We start from the raw sequence: 15075 nt of genomic DNA, 5'->3' as shown, positions 1-15075 counted from the left end.
AGCCTGATGCGTATCTTCGCCTCTGACCGGGTGAAGAACTTCATGAAAGCCCTGGGCATGCAGCCGGGCGAAGCGATCGAGCACCGCATGGTGACCAACGCGATCGAGAAGGCGCAGCGCAAGGTTGAAGGCCGCAACTTCGACATTCGTAAGCAACTGCTTGAGTTCGACGACGTTAACAACGAACAGCGTAAAGTGATTTATCACATGCGTAACACGTTGCTGGCCGCCGACAACATCGGTGAAACCATCGCCGACTTCCGTCAGGACGTACTCAACGCGACCGTCAGCGCCCACATTCCGCCGCAATCGCTGCCAGAGCAGTGGGACGTCGCCGGTCTGGAAGCCTCGCTGCAGAGCGACTTCGGTGTGGCGTTGCCGATCCAGCAATGGCTCGACGAAGACGATCACCTGTACGAAGAAACCCTGCGCGAGAAGCTCATGACCGAGCTGATGGCCGCGTACAACGAGAAAGAAGATCAGGCCGGTGCCGAAGCACTGCGCTCCTTCGAGAAGCAAATCGTTCTGCGCGTGCTGGACGACCTGTGGAAAGACCACCTGTCGACCATGGATCACCTGCGTCACGGCATCCACCTGCGTGGCTACGCTCAGAAGAACCCGAAGCAGGAATACAAGCGCGAGTCGTTCACGCTGTTCTCCGAGCTGCTGGATTCGATCAAGCGCGACTCCATCCGTGTGCTGTCGCACGTTCAGGTTCGCCGTGAAGATCCGGAAGCCGAAGAGCAACGTCTGCGTCAGGAAGCCGAAGCACTGGCCGCCCGCATGCAGTTCGAACACGCCGAAGCCCCTGGTCTTGATCAGCCGGAAATCCTGGGTGAAGAGGTCGATGTGGCCCTCGCCACCGCCCCGGTTCGCAATGACCAGAAGCTAGGCCGCAACGAACTGTGCTACTGCGGTTCGGGCAAGAAATTCAAGCATTGCCACGGGCAGATTCAGTAACACCCGTTTCAATCGCTGATGTACCCGCGCCGCGACCGGCATAAGCCGTCGCGGCGTTTTGCCATTTAAACCACCGCTTTCAAATGGCGGTGCTGACTTCATTGAGTAAGGAGCGCATTCATGGCTGTTGGTCTTGGTCCTTTGCCAACGTTGCACCCGGTTGCCGGTTTTGAACTCGGTATCGCCTCGGCCGGCATCAAGCGCCCCGGGCGCAAAGATGTCGTGGTGATGCGCTGCGCCGAAGGTTCGACCGTGGCGGGCGTATTCACGTTGAACGCCTTTTGTGCAGCGCCGGTGATCCTCGCGAAAAAACGCGTGCAGAACGCTGTGCGCTACCTGCTGACCAACACCGGTAACGCCAACGCCGGTACCGGCGAACCAGGCCTGGCCGCTGCCGAGCGCACCTGCGCCAAACTGGCCGAGCTGACCGGCGTTGCTGCTGAGCAGATCCTGCCGTACTCAACGGGTGTCATCGGCGAGCCATTGCCGGTCGAGAAAATTGAAGGTGCCTTGCAAGCCGCACTGGACGATCTGTCGGAAAACAACTGGGAAGCGGCCGCCACCGGCATCATGACCACCGACACCCTGCCCAAAGGGGCCAGCCGCCAGTTCCAGCATGACGGCGTGACCATCACCGTTACCGGCATCAGCAAAGGCGCGGGCATGATTCGTCCGAACATGGCGACCATGCTCGGCTACATCGCCACCGACGCCAAAGTCTCCCGCGATGTCCTGCAAAACCTGATGCTCGACGGCGCCAACAAGTCGTTCAACCGCATCACTATCGACGGCGACACTTCGACTAACGACTGCTGCATGCTGATCGCCACCGGCAAGGCTGCACTGCCGGAAATCACCCGCGCGGAAGGCGAACTGTTCGCCAAACTCAAGCAAGCGGTGTTCGAAGTGTGCATGGACGTGGCCCAGGCCATCGTGCGAGACGGCGAAGGCGCAACCAAGTTCGTCACCGTTGAAGTCAACGGTGGCGGCAATCACCAGGAATGCCTGGACGTCGGCTACACCGTGGCGCACTCGCCGCTGATCAAGACCGCGCTGTTCGCCTCCGACCCGAACTGGGGACGCATCCTGGCTGCTGTCGGCCGTGCCGGCGTGCCGGATCTGGACGTGAGCAAGATCGACGTGTTCCTCGGCGATGTGTGTATCGCCAGCCGTGGCGCCCGCGCTGAGACCTACACTGAGGCGCAGGGCTCGGCGGTGATGCAGCAGGAAGAGATCACCATCCGTATCGAGCTGGGTCGCGGCGATTGCAGCGAAACCATCTGGACCACTGACCTGTCGCATGAATACGTGAAGATCAACGCCGAATACCGGACCTGATCCGAGACCGAGTCGCTGCAATCGCCAGCAGTCTGGCTCCCACAGGGCTTGTGTTCACTGAACATCTACTGTGGGAGCTAGTCTGCTAGCGATGGCGTCGGTTCAGGCATCGCAAGTCCCAAAGCTTTTCCACTGACGAAAAGGCGCCAAAACCATGTCTCTGCACCTGATCATCGGCGACAAACTGCTTTCCTCCTGGTCCCTGCGCGCCGCCCTGGCGCTCGAATTGACCGGCGCTCCCTACACCGAAGAGTTGATCAAACTCGGCAAGCCCGACACCCGCGAGCGTCTGCTCAAGCATTCGCCGACTGCCAAAGTACCGCTGCTGAAAACCGCACGCGGCACCGTGGCTGATTCCTTGGCTATCGCTGAGTACCTCGCCGAGCAGTTTGCGTCCGAGCAGCTTTGGCCAACCGACCTCTTCGCCCGCGCCCAGGCGCGATCCGCCTGTGCGCAAATGCACAGTGGCTTCTTCGCCATGCGCAACCACATGCCGTTCAACCTGAGCCACAACGCGCCGCTGAACCCGGTGCCGCCGGAAGTGAAGGTCGATATCGAACGCATGCTCGCCTTGTGGGCTGAATGCCGTGCTGTTGCCACCGAGGGCGGGCCGTACCTGTTTGGTCGTTTGAGCCTGGCCGATGCGTTCTTCGCACCGATTGCCGTGCGTTTGCGCACCTATCAGGTGAAGCTGCCGGCCGCCGACGAAGCCTATGTTGAAACCGTCTACCAATGGCCGGCCTTCAAGGCATGGCAGAAGGCTGGACTGGAGGAGATGAACCCGTGAAACGTGTACACGTCGCGGCTGCCGTCATACGTGACGACAGTGGCAAAATTCTCATCGCCCGCCGTGCCGACACCCAGCATCAGGGTGGTTTGTGGGAGTTTCCCGGCGGCAAGGTCGAGGCTGACGAGTCGGTCGAAACCGCGCTGGCCCGTGAGCTGCACGAAGAGTTGGGCATTGTCGTTGGCGCTGCCCGGCCATTGATCAAGGTGCGTCACGATTACCCGGACAAACAGGTGTTGCTGGATGTCTGGGAGGTCTCGGACTTCAGCGGCGAACCCCACGGTGCCGAAGGTCAGCCATTGGCCTGGGTGACCGCGAAGGAGCTGGTGAACTACGAGTTTCCGGCGGCCAACCAGCCAATCGTCGCAGCGGCACGTTTGCCAGCCGAATACCTGATTACTCCGGAAGATCTGGAAACCCCGGCGTTGTTACGGGGCATCCAGAAGGCGATTGCCGGCGGGATCAAATTGATCCAGCTGCGCGCGCCTAATGGCTACGACCCGAAGTACCGTGATCTGGCGGTGGATGCAGCGGGTCTGTGTGCCGGCAAGGCGCAGTTGATGATCAAGGGGCCGTTCGAATGGCTCGGTGATTTCCCGTCCGCCGGGTGGCACATCACCTCCGCGCAACTGCGCAAGTATGCGGCGGCGGGGCGACCGTTGCCGGCGGAGCGTTGGTTGGCGGCGTCTTGCCATAACGCCGAAGAACTGGCGCTGGCCGAACAGATGGGCGTGGATTTCGTGACCCTGTCGCCGGTGCAGCCGACGTTGACTCATCCGGATGCGCAGCCGTTGGGCTGGGAGCAGGCTTCGACGTTGATCGAGGGCTTCAGCAAACCGGTGTTCGTGTTGGGCGGGGTTGGCCCGGCTGAGCGTGAGAAGGCCTGGAGCTTTGGGGCTCAGGGTGTGGCAGGGATTCGGGCGTTCTGGCCAGAAGCCTGATTCTTTATTTAGGCTAAAGGCCCCATCGCGAGCAGGCTCACTCCTACAGTTGACCGCGTTTTGTCAGTAGACATGCGGTCAACTGTAGGAGTGAGCCTGCTCGCGATAGCGTCATATCTGGCGCTATTGATCTGAAGGCTTCGCCGCCGGCAACCACAAAATCTCCGCAACCCCCTGCCGCCGCGCAATCACTCGCGCCGCCACAAACAACAGATCCGACAACCGATTGATGTACGCCAAACCAACCCCGGCCAACGGCTCGATCGCATTCAAATGCTGACAGCGCCGCTCGGCACTTCTCGCCAGACTCCGGCACACATGGGCCTGAGCAATCAGCATCGAGCCCCCCGGCAAAATGAAATTCTCCAGCGGCCCCAGCTCTTCATTCCACACATCGATCGCCGCTTCCAGGCGTTCGATTTCAGCGGCGTTCAGCGCCTGATATTCCGGCATCGCCAACTCGCCACCCAGATCGAACAGCCGATGCTGACACGGCGCCAACACCTCAATCAGCTCATTCAAGCCAGGCGTAGCTTCACGTTCGGCAAGCAGCCCGGCCAACAACACGCCGACCTGACTGTTTAGCGTATCGACTTCACCAATCGCCTCGATACGCGGGTGATCCTTGGGCACACGGCGGCCATCGCCCAGGCCGGTTTCGCCTTTGTCGCCGGTGCGTGTGTAGATTTTCGACAGGCGAAAGCCCATGGGTTACCTCGATAATTGATTGGTTTCTGGAGCGATGGCAGTGGGTTGGGCCAGCGGCAGGCGCAAGGTGAAACAGGTGCCTTGCCCGGGCGCTGACTGCACTTCCATCTGCCCTTTGTGGTTGTTGGTGATAATGAAGTACGACACTGACAAGCCAAGTCCTGTGCCCTGACCGATTTCCTTGGTGGTGAAGAACGGTTCGAAGGTGCGTTTGCGCACGTTCTCGCTCATGCCGATGCCGTTGTCCTCGACCTGAATCTCGGCCCACGGCGGATTGAGTCGGGTACGCAGGATGATCCGCCCCGGTTCGCTATCGTCTTCGCGCTGATGAATGGCCTGTGCGGCGTTTTTCAATAGATTGAGCAGCACTTGTTCCAGCTCGTTGGCGGTGCCCGGCACCGGACCCAGCGCCGGGTCGAATTGGCGGATGATCGCCTGACCCTTGAAATCAAAACCGATGGCCAGATCGAAGTCGTTGCCGGCGATTTCAACCGCTTGATCAATCAGTGCCGGCAAATCGCACGGGGCCATTTGCCGGGTGCTGCGGCGGCTGAAACTGAGCATGTGAGTGACGATTTTTGCTGCCCGCGCTCCGGCCTGTTGAATGCCATCGAGCAGTTTCGGGACTTCCCGGCCTTGCAGATAACGGTTGACCGTGTCCAGTTCGATGCCCAGTTGCTCGGCGGTTTCGAGGTTCTTCGGCAGATCCGCTGACAGGCGCCGGCGGATGTTCTGCACGTTATGCAGGATCGCGCCCAGCGGGTTGTTGATTTCGTGGGCCATGCCCGCTGCGAGGCCGCCGACCGAGAGCATTTTTTCCGACTGCACCATCATCTCTTCCAGCGACAGACGCTGGGTGATGTCGTCGATGCGGATCACCACACCACGCCCGGCGCCGCCCATCAGCGGGTAGAACGTCAGTGCGTAATGCTTGGGCTCGTCGTCCTTGAACCAGGTCACGCGTTCGATTTTCGCCACGGTGTGTTGCTCGACGGTCTGCTTGAGTTGCGGCAGAAACGGTTTGAGCGGCTCGAAGGCGAGAAATATCGGCTGGTTCAGCGCTTCGTCGAGCCGGGTGCCGGAGAGGGCGCTGGCTTCCTGGTTCCATTGGGTGACGTAGAGCTGTTCATCAAGGGCGATCAGCGCCGACGGCATCGAGTCGATGATGCTGTTGAGGTAGTTCTGGAAACCGGTGAGTTTCTTCTCGATCTTGCTGCGTACCTGGACTTCCAGCTCCAGCTTGCGGTTGGTGTGGCGGGTTTCCTCGGCCAGGCCCTGGGCCTGATCGTAAGCCGCTTGTGAGTCGTCGCGGGCACGTTTGAGTTGCTGCTCGCGGGCTTCGATGCGCGACAGCATGGTATTGAACGCCTCGGCGAGGCTGCCGATTTCGTCGTGGTTGCCGCGTGAAGCGCGCAGTGCGTAGTTCTCTTCACGGGTCACCTGACGCGACAACTCTTCAAGTTGATGAATCGGTCGGGTGATCAGCCGCTTGATCTGCCGGGCAATCACCAGCCACAGCAGCACGCTGAAAATCAGGATGCCAAGACTGGCCGTCAGCGTGCCGGTGTAGAACGCCATGGGCAATTCGCTACTGGCGACCAGCAATAGATGACCCGGCGCTGTGCCGGGGCGGGGCAGGGTGATCAACTGGTTGCTGCGAAACTCGGTGAGTTGCCAAGCCTCAATGTGCCGGTAACGTTCCGGCAGGTCGAGTTTGTCGCCGTGCTGCACTTGCGCGAGCCTTTCGCCCTTGCCGTCATACAGGGCGGCAGCGCGCAGTGGAGAATAGCTGTCGAGCTCCTTGAGCAGACGTTCGGCACTCTGCGGTGATTGCAGGGCTTCGCTGACAAGACTTGGGTTGGAGATCAGTCGGCCGATGGTCTGCAAGGCCTGAGGGGCCATGCTTTCCTGGGAGATGTAATAGGCGGCGCTGATAAAGGTCAGGTTGGCGACCAGCAAGACAGTGGTCAACAGCACCAGCAGGGCGGCCAGCAGTTTCTGGCCGACCGGCAGGTTTTCGAGGCGCTGGCGCAATGGCATCAGGTTTATCGCAGCAAAGGAACAAGTGGCCAGCGTAGCCGCTGCTCAGTCGCTGGGCAATCCGAGGCTGTGCAGATGAGCGACCAGTCGTTGCTGCAATTGACTGAGGTGCGGCAGGTTCAACTGGTGGCGCGCAGCGACTTTGCAGGCGTGGCCCAATAAATAGCTGATCTCGGTGCGGCGCTGGTTGGCCACGTCCTGATACATCGATGAGAAATTGGCAGCGGTCGCCTGGATCACTCGCTCGACTTCCTGTTGCAGATTGTCGGCGGCTGACGGTTGGCCGCAACGCTGCAGCAATTCGGTCAGTTCGACGCACAGCGTGGCGACTTCGCAATGATGCGCCTGCAATCCGCCGTTGCGGCAGTTATGCAGCACGGTCAGCGGATTGATCGCGCAGTTGAGCGCCAGTTTGCGCCACAGCCGGGTGAGGATGTCGGTGCTCCACTCGTGGGGGATTTTCGCGGCCCGGAGATCCTCCAGCCAGATCGGTGCGACTGGATGAGCGGCGTCGCCGAGCCAGGTGTAACCGTGGCCGGCGAACACCACGCGCCAGTCGCCATCGCGAAAAGCGCCTTCGGTGCTGGAGGCGCTGATACAGCGGGCCTGCGGCACTCGCGCGGCGACGGCGTCCTGACTGCCGAGGCCGTTTTGCAGCAGGATCAGTTCGGCATCCGCTGCCAGTCGTGGCGCGAGGAGGGCGACTGCGCTTTCGGCATCGTAGGCTTTGCAGGCCACCAGCAGGCGCCGGATCGGTTCAGGGCTGTCCGGGGTTTCGCCGGGAACTGCATAGGTGCGGGCTTGTCCCTGTTCCACAAGGGTCAGTCCACCTGCCGCTTCATAGCTGTGCAAGCGCTCGGTATCGCGCACGATCAGCCTGACCGGTAATCCGGCCCGGGCCAGCCGCGTAGCCCAGAGTGTGCCGAGACTGCCGGCGCCGAGAACATGCCAAAGGGTGGACATCAGTTTTTTGCTCGAATGGGTGCAGGCATGTGCGGCTCGCCGTGTCGTCAGGAAAAGACCCGTTATAATGAGCCCGATTTTAACCGCAAGCCAAGCGCGCTCTATCCTCATCGAGCGCGCCTTTTTTATTGGAGAGATTACATGCCGTCGTTCGACGTGGTATCCGAACTGGACAAACACGAACTCACCAACGCGGTCGAGAACGCCGTGAAGGAACTCGATCGTCGTTATGACCTGAAAGGTAAAGGCAGCTTCGAGTTCAAGGAAAAAGACCTGACCGTCAACCTGACCGCTGAAGCCGATTTCCAGCTGGAAGCGATGATCGAGATCCTCAAGCTCGCCCTGGTCAAGCGCAAGATCGACGTGCAGTGCCTTGAAGTCAAAGACGCTTACGCATCGGGCAAGCTGATGAAGCAGGACGCCGTGCTCAAGGAAGGGATCGACAAGGAGCTGGCGAAGAAGATTGTCGGCCATATCAAGGATGCCAAGCTCAAGGTGCAGGCCGCCATTCAGGGCGAGCAGGTTCGTGTCACCGGCAAGAAGCGTGACGATCTGCAAGAAGCCATCGCGGCCCTGCGTGCCAAGGAATTCGGCATGCCACTGCAGTTCAACAACTTCCGCGACTAAGCTTTCTCATGCGGAACCTGTGGGAGCGGGCTTGCTCGCGAAAGCGGTGTGTCAGTCAACTTCATTATTGAATGGCACACCATTTTCGCGAGCAAGCTCGCTCCCACTTTTTATTTGTTTATAGCCCGGGTAGCCGGAAATCAGGAGATAGAACATGGATTTGAATGCTGAGGTGGACCACCTGGTCAAGGCATCCCAGGCGTGGATACCGATGATCATGGAATACGGCAGCCGCGTGCTGCTGGCAGTGATTACCCTGGCCATCGGCTGGTGGCTGATCAACAAGGTCACGCAAAAACTCGGCGGTCTGCTGGCCCTGCGTAACGCTGACCTGGCGCTGCAAGGCTTCATCAGCAGTCTCGCCAACATCATTCTCAAGGTGCTGCTGATTGTCAGCGTCGCTTCGATGATCGGTGTTGAAACCACTTCGTTCGTTGCGGCGATCGGTGCTGCCGGCCTGGCCATCGGTCTGGCCTTGCAGGGTAGCCTGGCGAACTTCGCCGGCGGCGTGCTTATTCTGCTGTTCCGTCCGTTCCGCATCGGCGACTGGATCGAAGCCCAAGGTGTGTCAGGTACCGTCGATAGTATCCAGATTTTCCACACCGTGCTGCGTACCGGCGATAACAAGACCATCATCGTGCCGAACGGTAATCTGTCGAACGGCATCATCACCAACACCAACCGTCAGCCAACCCGCAAGGTTATCTTCGATGTGGGCGTGGATTACGAAGCGGATCTGCAAAAGGCCCGTCAGGTGCTGCTTGATCTGGCCAAGGATGATCGTGTTCTGCAGGATCCTGCGCCACAGGCAGTGATTTCGACGCTGGGCGACAGTTCGATCACGGTTTCCCTGCGTGTGTGGGTTAAAACCGCAGACTATTGGGATGTGATGTTCATGTTTAACGAACAATCGCGTGACCGTTTAAAAAATGCCGGCATCGATATTCCTTTTCCGCAGCGGGTGATTCGCGTAGTTCAGGAAGCTGCTACACAGTAAGCGTTTTGTTACTTGGCATGCTGGTCAAGTAGTCCATTAAACCCGAGAGAAGCACAGTCTCTTGGGTTTTTTATTGTTCTCGGTAAGGTGTTCATGACTTATATAATTAGCTTGCTATACAAATATGATTAGGTTGCTATTGAGTTTATAAAAAAACCGCTCACCTGTGAGGGGGAGCGGTTCATGTTAGAGCAAGGCTCTACAGTACAGCCGAATTACATCCGGATTACAGGATGCTCAGCGGGTACTCAACGATCAGACGCAGGTCGTTGTTGTCGCCACCACTGTAAGCAGTGTTGGAACGGTACCAGGCACTACGCAGGCGGAAGGACAGGTCTTTGGCCGGACCATTCTGCATGACGTATTTTGTTTCGAAGTCCAGCTCGTGTTCCTTGCCTTCTTCAGCACCGGTAGAGATGTTGTCGCCTTTGACGTAACGGGTCATGAAGCTCAGGCCCGGTACGCCGTAGGTTTTCATGTTCAGGTCGTAGCGACCCTGCCACGAACGCTCGTCTGCGCCGTTGAAGTCGGAGTATTGAATGGAGTTGGCGAGAAAAATAGTGCCGCCGCCGTCTACGCCGTACACGTAACCGGTATCGCCTGTCGAACGCTGGTGAGCGAGAGTGAATTTGTGGGCGCCGATGCTGTAAGCGGCAGCCAGGGACCAGATGCGGTTGTCGATATCACCCGACAGTTCCTGACCCTGGCTCTTGCTCTTGTACCCGTTGAAGTCGAAGTTCAGCGATTGTTCATCGTTGATCGGCAGGGTGTAGTTGGCGTTGAGGTACTGCTTCTTGAAGTGGTCATCCACGTCGGAAGCCGCAACGCCCGCGACAAAGTTGTCGGTGAACTGGTAGGTTGCACCACCGATGTTGGCAGACGGCAGGCCGCCGTCAACGATAGTGTCATGGCCCATGCCAGTCTGGGAGCTCATCGCGGTGAAGCGACCAGCGCTCAGCTCAAGACCAGGGATTTCCTTGGATACGAGCAAGGTGCCGGTAGTGGCTTCAGGCAGCAAACGGCTGTCGTCGGTGGAGAATACCGGGCTGGCAACGAATTGATCGCCGTATTTCAAGACAGTATTGGACAGGCGGAATTTGACTGCACCACCCGCTTTGGACTGGGTATCTTCCGGTGTGCCATCGCTATCGGTTGCGAACAGGCCGTTGCCGGTGCGACCGCGACCGCTGTCGAGCTTGATAGAGCCCAGACCGAAAGCGTCAACCCCAACACCGATGGTGCCTTGAGTGAAGCCGGATTCGAAGATGGCGTGCATGCCAATACCGGTTTCTTCGCGGTAGCCCTGGCGTTCACCCGATGGGCTGGTTTTCAAGTTTTCATTCTTGAAATCACGGTTCATATACAGCATGCGGGTCTTTACATTGAAGCTACTGTCTTCAACGAAGCCTTTGGAATCATCCTGGGCGGACGCCATTGCGAACTGCGAGGTGCCTGCTGAAACAGCCAGGGCGATCATGCTCCACTTCATCACGCGCATCGTGATTTGCTCCTTTGGTTTTTAGAAGAGTACTGCCGTCCCACCTGTTTTATTATCTGGGCGGCTCTTTCTTTTTGTGTCGGCGCAAACTTATATCACGCCGACATTGTTGGCGATACTTGCGAATCCAACCTTTCACCTTCTTTACGACACTGTCGCAGACGGCTTTGTAGATGTCGCAAATTCACAGTACCGATGCAACCGGACCGACAACTTTCTAGCTGTTTTTTTAGCCGTTTGCATCGCTAAAAAAGAGTCCCTGGCAAAACACTTGAATCTCCATCGGGCAACCCTGCCACTGTTTTTGTTGGCCTTAAGGCTCCCACTTCCCGTGGTGCGCTTATAGTCCATATGAGTACGAATGCAACAAGCGTGCACAAACCGCGATATCGCTGCGGTTATTTTTCTGAACACCTGTCGCTACCTGTAAAAACCTCATAAATACGGGGCGCCAAGCCGCTTTCTATCGGGGCTTGACGCGATTGTTCGTATGGTGTTGTCACACCGTTGCTGGCGCGCGACAACCGAAAACGTTACCGGTTCACCCCGCCGGTGAGTATTTGGCGGATGCCTGCCGCACTGAGCGTAGACCCACTGTGCGGTTTTGGTGCGAAAAATTTACAGGCTGTACCGGATTCATACAGCTCAGTCTGAATGTGGTCGTGAGCACAGCGGGGTTTTCCGGTCATTTCAGTGCTGTCGCGGGTAATCCTGGTTCCGTGGTGGTGCAGGGTGTCGATAAATGTCACATGTCGGGGCGTCCGGGGAATGAGTAAGGGCGCTGTCGTCGTGAAGGTGGGAGCATTCGCAGGTATGCTGCCAGTCTGTCGCTTGGTGCGCTGCTCATATGGTGGGCCGCTAAGCTCAATAATGAAGATCAGCCGGGAGTACGCGCAGTGTTTGCTTTAGATTCACGACTTCAACAGGACACGCTGACCATCGGCGACTTCCCGCTCTGCCGTCTGCTCCTGTCCAACGACGCCAACTACCCGTGGTTCATCCTGGTGCCACGCCGGGACGATATCAGCGAGTTGTTTCAGTTGGATGTCGCCGATCAGCAGCAGCTCTGGCTGGAAACCACCGCGCTGGCGGAGTTGCTCAAGGACTTGTTCGATGCTGACAAGATGAACGTTGCGACCTTGGGTAATGTTGTCAGCCAGATGCACATGCATGTGATTGTGCGTAAACGCGATGATGCAGCGTGGCCGGCGCCGGTATGGGGCAAGCACGCGGCCAAACCTTATAGCGACGAACAGGTGGCCGCCATTCGCGAGCAATTGCGCGTGGTGCTGACCGAAGATTTCACATTTGTGGAGGGCTGAATCATGAGCCTTGAAGATCGCGTTACCGATCTGGAGAGCCGTCTGGCGTTTCAGGATGACACCATTCAGGCGTTGAACGACGTGCTGGTGGCGCAGCAGCGCGTGGTTGAGCGCCTGCAATTACAGATGGCTGCGCTGCTCAAGCGTCAGGAAGAGATGGTCGGCCAGTTCGAGTCCTTCGAAGAAGACGCGCCGCCACCGCACTATTGAGGCGAGCGCTTTTCATCGGGCATAAAAAAACCGCGAACAGCACGCTGCTCGCGGTTTTTTTTGGCCTTGGATCAGCGGCGCGGCAGAGCGGCGATCACGTCCTCGGCTTGCAAACCCTTGTCCCGGTTCATCACCGAGAACTCGACGCGCTGGCCTTCGACCAGAACACGGTGGCCTTCGCCACGGATCGCACGAAAGTGCACGAAAATATCATCGCCGGAATCCCGGGAGATAAAGCCGAAGCCTTTGGAAGTGTTGAACCACTTGACGGTGCCGGTATCGCGGTTGGTCATGTCGTAGTTGGTCGGTGCGGCAGCCGGGGAAGATCGATAGAAGCTGACGGCCAGGTGCAGGATCACTGCAACCAGGGCAATCACCAGACTGAACAATACGGCAGGCTGGCCGGCGATGACAGGCATCGGTGCGATCAGGGTCAAGGTTTGCAGGACGACAGTCAGCACCAGAAGAGCGCTGACAAGGTTTTGCAGATGCTGGCGCGGGCCTTTGTTCCAGTAAGGAATCACTGGAGCGATCACCAGGTTCAGCAGGCCGAAAAAGGCCAGGTAAAGTGCATCGGGTTGTTGCAGGTAGGGAACGGCTTCGGATTTCAAACTAGGTATGAACGACAGCAGCAAGGCCGCTGCGCCCATTAGCAGGTGGACGATTTTCAACATTTTGATTGGCTCACGTTATGACGGCTCACAAGGAAGAGCTGAAGGCGCACGGTTCGCTTCGGAACAAAATAAGAGGCGGTGGACACGTACACGGCATCAGCCTATGCGCAACACCCCGGAAAATGGGGCATGGCGACACACTGCCTATTTAACAGCAAAGCCTGCAGCTACTCAAATCAGCCCGGCCAGCGGCAGAGAGTCGGTCTTTTTGTCGCAGTCTGTTCAGGCTTTCGGGGCTGCGGGCTGGCGATAGCCTTGCTAGAGTGGGGTTACACCTGTTGGATGAATTCAATCGCCGTTAGGGGGTAAACATGGCAATCGATATCGGTATCAGTGAAGAAGATCGCAAGTCCATCGTCGAAGGGCTGTCGCGGCTGCTGTCGGACACCTACGTGCTGTATCTGAAAACCCATAACTTCCACTGGAACGTCACAGGCCCGATGTTTCGTACGTTGCACTTGATGTTCGAAGAGCAATACAACGAACTGGCGCTGGCCGTGGACTCGATTGCCGAGCGCATTCGCGCGCTGGGCTTTCCGGCGCCGGGCGCTTATGCGACTTACGCACGTCTGTCTTCTATTAAAGAGGAGGTGGGCGTACCGAGCGCCGAGGACATGATCAAGCAATTGGTCGACGGTCAGGAAGCGGTGACCCGCACCGCACGCGGTATATTCCCGCTGCTCGACAAGGTCAGTGATGAGCCGACGGCCGACCTGCTGACCCAGCGTATGCAGGTTCATGAGAAAACCGCGTGGATGTTGCGCGCGTTGCTGGAAGCGTAACCCGTAAGCGCGGGCTTGCCTGAGGCCGGCTCGCGCGCTGTCCGCAATCTTACCGCTATCGTTGGCTTATCCTACGGTGATGGTCAAAAAGTCATCTGGATATAACTTTGCGTCTGCGCTTTTATGAAGTCACAGCTTGTGGCTTCCAAAACAGGCAGAGATGACAAAGGAGTGTCACCGATATGGTAGAGGGAGACAGGCGAGGCGACAGGATTGTCGGCTTGCAGCATGAATTGAAATTCGATCCGTTCGTCAACGATTTCGACATGACATTGGTCCAGCCGCTGTCGCGATCCGTGCGTTTGAACGGATTCGCGACCTGCCTGCGACTGGAACAGGTTTATTGGAACATCCTTGGCAACATGGCAGCAGACAATTGTTGTTCGGTCAGTTCGTTATTGTCCCACGTCGACCGTGAAGTGCATCTGCGTCACGGCGGGGTGAAGAATTTCAGCGCGCTGGTGCGGGTTGTGTGCGTCATGAACAGCACCAAGGAAGCACTCCCATTGAAACAGCGGTTGTAAACGAGGTCGCGGCCTGTGCAGTCTTACGGCTGCACAGGCCGCATTTAATGGATATAATCCCGCTCTTTCGCCGCAAAGCCCTGCGCGCGGTGGCAATCTGATCGCCGAGACACCCCAATGCCGATGTACGATTACCAATGTGCTTCCTGTGGTCATCAGTTGGAAGCCATTCAAAAGATCAGCGAAGCACCGTTGGTCGACTGCCCTGCCTGCCAGGCGCCAGAGCTCAAGAAACAGCTGTCCATGCCGGGCTTTCGCCTCAGCGGCAGCGGTTGGTACGAAACCGATTTCAAGACCGGAACCAAGAAGAATCTGGCCGGTGGCGACAAATCTGACTAGGGTTCAAACCCAGGTCGAACGACACGCGTGAGTTTTCCGCACTGCTTCAGTGCGCCGGGATCTCCACCGAATTTCGAATTACGAGAAGCGAACCACTACCATGATGCGCAGCCACTATTGCGGCCAACTGAACGAAAGCTTGGAAGGCCAGGAAATTACCCTTTGCGGATGGGTTCACCGTCGCCGCGACCACGGCGGGGTGATTTTCCTCGATATCCGTGATCGTGATGGTCTGGCTCAGGTAGTGTTCGATCCGGATCGCGCCGAGAGCTTCGCCGCCGCGGATCGCGTGCGCAGCGAATACGTCGTGAAGATCACCGGCAAGGTTCGCCTGCGTCCGGCCGGTGCCACCAACGCCAACATGG

17 protein-coding genes are annotated in these 15075 nt (G+C 58.1%); 12 read left to right on the top strand and 5 right to left on the bottom strand.

Going from position 1 to position 15075, the window contains the following annotated elements; all coding sequences use genetic code 11:
* The 4 genes from ACIOVB_RS14365 to ACIOVB_RS14350 all read left to right on the top strand — a co-directional run.
* Window positions 1-960: SEC-C metal-binding domain-containing protein (locus ACIOVB_RS14365; protein WP_401268642.1), on the top strand; the 960-nt coding region annotated here is incomplete at its 5' end.
* Between the two features lie 120 nt (window positions 961-1080).
* On the top strand, window positions 1081-2298 hold the full coding sequence (gene argJ, locus ACIOVB_RS14360; protein ID WP_187678087.1) for a bifunctional glutamate N-acetyltransferase/amino-acid acetyltransferase ArgJ: 1218 nt from the start codon (window positions 1081-1083) through the stop codon (window positions 2296-2298).
* A 154-nt stretch (window positions 2299-2452) separates the two neighbouring features.
* Window positions 2453-3085: a glutathione S-transferase family protein gene (locus tag ACIOVB_RS14355; RefSeq protein WP_401268640.1), complete on the top strand. Its 633-nt coding sequence runs from the start codon at window positions 2453-2455 to the stop codon at window positions 3083-3085.
* Window positions 3082-4026: a Nudix family hydrolase gene (locus ACIOVB_RS14350; protein ID WP_401268638.1), complete on the top strand. Its 945-nt coding sequence runs from the start codon at window positions 3082-3084 to the stop codon at window positions 4024-4026. Before ACIOVB_RS14355 ends, ACIOVB_RS14350 begins: the two co-directional genes overlap by 4 nt.
* A gap of 123 nt (window positions 4027-4149) precedes the next feature.
* On the opposite strand, the gene ACIOVB_RS14345 is transcribed toward ACIOVB_RS14350, so the two are convergent.
* From ACIOVB_RS14345 to ACIOVB_RS14335, 3 genes are read right to left on the bottom strand one after another with little or no spacing between them, the layout of a single operon-like run.
* Window positions 4150-4734: a cob(I)yrinic acid a,c-diamide adenosyltransferase gene (locus tag ACIOVB_RS14345; protein ID WP_401268637.1), complete on the bottom strand. Its 585-nt coding sequence runs from the start codon at window positions 4732-4734 to the stop codon at window positions 4150-4152.
* A 3-nt stretch (window positions 4735-4737) separates the two neighbouring features.
* Complete coding sequence (locus ACIOVB_RS14340; RefSeq protein ID WP_187679776.1) at window positions 4738-6774, bottom strand: HAMP domain-containing sensor histidine kinase; 2037 nt, start codon at window positions 6772-6774, stop codon at window positions 4738-4740.
* Between the two features lie 45 nt (window positions 6775-6819).
* Window positions 6820-7737 (bottom strand): putative 2-dehydropantoate 2-reductase, encoded by a 918-nt coding sequence (locus ACIOVB_RS14335; protein WP_401268636.1) that lies wholly within the window; start codon window positions 7735-7737, stop codon window positions 6820-6822.
* A gap of 141 nt (window positions 7738-7878) precedes the next feature.
* Here ACIOVB_RS14335 and ACIOVB_RS14330 point away from each other — a divergent pair, with 141 nt between their 5' ends.
* Together ACIOVB_RS14330 and ACIOVB_RS14325 are read left to right on the top strand one after the other, a co-directional pair.
* Window positions 7879-8364 (top strand): YajQ family cyclic di-GMP-binding protein, encoded by a 486-nt coding sequence (locus ACIOVB_RS14330; protein WP_027619814.1) that lies wholly within the window; start codon window positions 7879-7881, stop codon window positions 8362-8364.
* A 154-nt stretch (window positions 8365-8518) separates the two neighbouring features.
* Window positions 8519-9361 carry a mechanosensitive ion channel family protein gene (locus ACIOVB_RS14325; RefSeq protein ID WP_401268634.1) on the top strand — a complete coding sequence of 281 codons (843 nt, stop codon included), beginning with the start codon at window positions 8519-8521 and terminating at the stop codon, window positions 9359-9361.
* 226 nt (window positions 9362-9587) lie between these two features.
* Here the strand turns inward: ACIOVB_RS14325 and ACIOVB_RS14320 are convergent, their stop codons facing one another.
* Window positions 9588-10859, bottom strand: a complete 1272-nt coding sequence (locus ACIOVB_RS14320) for an OprD family porin (RefSeq protein WP_401268633.1) — start codon at window positions 10857-10859, stop codon at window positions 9588-9590.
* A gap of 896 nt (window positions 10860-11755) precedes the next feature.
* Between ACIOVB_RS14320 and ACIOVB_RS14315 the strand changes: the two genes are divergently transcribed.
* Both ACIOVB_RS14315 and ACIOVB_RS14310 read left to right on the top strand, forming a co-directional pair.
* Window positions 11756-12181 carry an HIT domain-containing protein gene (locus ACIOVB_RS14315; protein WP_401268630.1) on the top strand — a complete coding sequence of 142 codons (426 nt, stop codon included), beginning with the start codon at window positions 11756-11758 and terminating at the stop codon, window positions 12179-12181.
* A 3-nt stretch (window positions 12182-12184) separates the two neighbouring features.
* The gene (locus tag ACIOVB_RS14310) at window positions 12185-12391 is read left to right on the top strand and encodes a SlyX family protein (RefSeq protein ID WP_064119103.1); all 207 of its coding nucleotides are present in this window, start codon (window positions 12185-12187) and stop codon (window positions 12389-12391) included.
* A gap of 71 nt (window positions 12392-12462) precedes the next feature.
* Here the strand turns inward: ACIOVB_RS14310 and ACIOVB_RS14305 are convergent, their stop codons facing one another.
* Window positions 12463-13065: a cold shock domain-containing protein membrane protein gene (locus ACIOVB_RS14305; RefSeq protein ID WP_401268629.1), complete on the bottom strand. Its 603-nt coding sequence runs from the start codon at window positions 13063-13065 to the stop codon at window positions 12463-12465.
* Window positions 13066-13376: 311 nt separating this feature from the next.
* Between ACIOVB_RS14305 and ACIOVB_RS14300 the strand changes: the two genes are divergently transcribed.
* The 4 genes from ACIOVB_RS14300 to ACIOVB_RS14285 form a co-directional block, all read left to right on the top strand.
* Complete coding sequence (locus ACIOVB_RS14300) at window positions 13377-13847, top strand: Dps family protein (protein WP_034153422.1); 471 nt, start codon at window positions 13377-13379, stop codon at window positions 13845-13847.
* Between the two features lie 182 nt (window positions 13848-14029).
* The gene (locus tag ACIOVB_RS14295) at window positions 14030-14371 is read left to right on the top strand and encodes a ribbon-helix-helix domain-containing protein (protein ID WP_401268627.1); all 342 of its coding nucleotides are present in this window, start codon (window positions 14030-14032) and stop codon (window positions 14369-14371) included.
* A 117-nt stretch (window positions 14372-14488) separates the two neighbouring features.
* On the top strand, window positions 14489-14710 hold the full coding sequence (locus ACIOVB_RS14290) for an FmdB family zinc ribbon protein (protein ID WP_064119106.1): 222 nt from the start codon (window positions 14489-14491) through the stop codon (window positions 14708-14710).
* A 100-nt stretch (window positions 14711-14810) separates the two neighbouring features.
* On the top strand, window positions 14811-15075 hold a 265-nt coding region (locus ACIOVB_RS14285), incomplete at its 3' end, for an OB-fold nucleic acid binding domain-containing protein (RefSeq protein WP_401268625.1).

Origin of the sequence: Pseudomonas sp. NPDC087639 (assembly GCF_044743385.1) — a bacterium.
GTDB lineage: Bacteria > Pseudomonadota > Gammaproteobacteria > Pseudomonadales > Pseudomonadaceae > Aquipseudomonas.
Note: the sequence above shows the minus strand (reverse complement) of the source record. Positions and strands in the feature narration are given on the sequence as shown.

Bases quoted from the DNA above. Each gene is read 5' to 3' on its own strand.
- argJ (WP_187678087.1), top strand. From the start codon at position 1,081: ATGGCTGTTGGTCTTGGTCCTTTGCCAACGTTGCACCCGGTTGCCGGT.
- ACIOVB_RS14355 (WP_401268640.1), top strand. From the start codon at position 2,453: ATGTCTCTGCACCTGATCATCGGCGACAAACTGCTTTCCTCCTGGTCC.
- ACIOVB_RS14345 (WP_401268637.1), bottom strand. From the start codon at position 4,734: ATGGGCTTTCGCCTGTCGAAAATCTACACACGCACCGGCGACAAAGGC.
- ACIOVB_RS14340 (WP_187679776.1), bottom strand. From the start codon at position 6,774: ATGCCATTGCGCCAGCGCCTCGAAAACCTGCCGGTCGGCCAGAAACTG.
- ACIOVB_RS14335 (WP_401268636.1), bottom strand. From the start codon at position 7,737: ATGTCCACCCTTTGGCATGTTCTCGGCGCCGGCAGTCTCGGCACACTC.
- ACIOVB_RS14330 (WP_027619814.1), top strand. From the start codon at position 7,879: ATGCCGTCGTTCGACGTGGTATCCGAACTGGACAAACACGAACTCACC.
- ACIOVB_RS14325 (WP_401268634.1), top strand. From the start codon at position 8,519: ATGGATTTGAATGCTGAGGTGGACCACCTGGTCAAGGCATCCCAGGCG.
- ACIOVB_RS14320 (WP_401268633.1), bottom strand. From the start codon at position 10,859: ATGCGCGTGATGAAGTGGAGCATGATCGCCCTGGCTGTTTCAGCAGGC.
- ACIOVB_RS14310 (WP_064119103.1), top strand. From the start codon at position 12,185: ATGAGCCTTGAAGATCGCGTTACCGATCTGGAGAGCCGTCTGGCGTTT.
- ACIOVB_RS14305 (WP_401268629.1), bottom strand. From the start codon at position 13,065: ATGTTGAAAATCGTCCACCTGCTAATGGGCGCAGCGGCCTTGCTGCTG.
- ACIOVB_RS14300 (WP_034153422.1), top strand. From the start codon at position 13,377: ATGGCAATCGATATCGGTATCAGTGAAGAAGATCGCAAGTCCATCGTC.
- ACIOVB_RS14295 (WP_401268627.1), top strand. From the start codon at position 14,030: ATGGTAGAGGGAGACAGGCGAGGCGACAGGATTGTCGGCTTGCAGCAT.
- ACIOVB_RS14290 (WP_064119106.1), top strand. From the start codon at position 14,489: ATGCCGATGTACGATTACCAATGTGCTTCCTGTGGTCATCAGTTGGAA.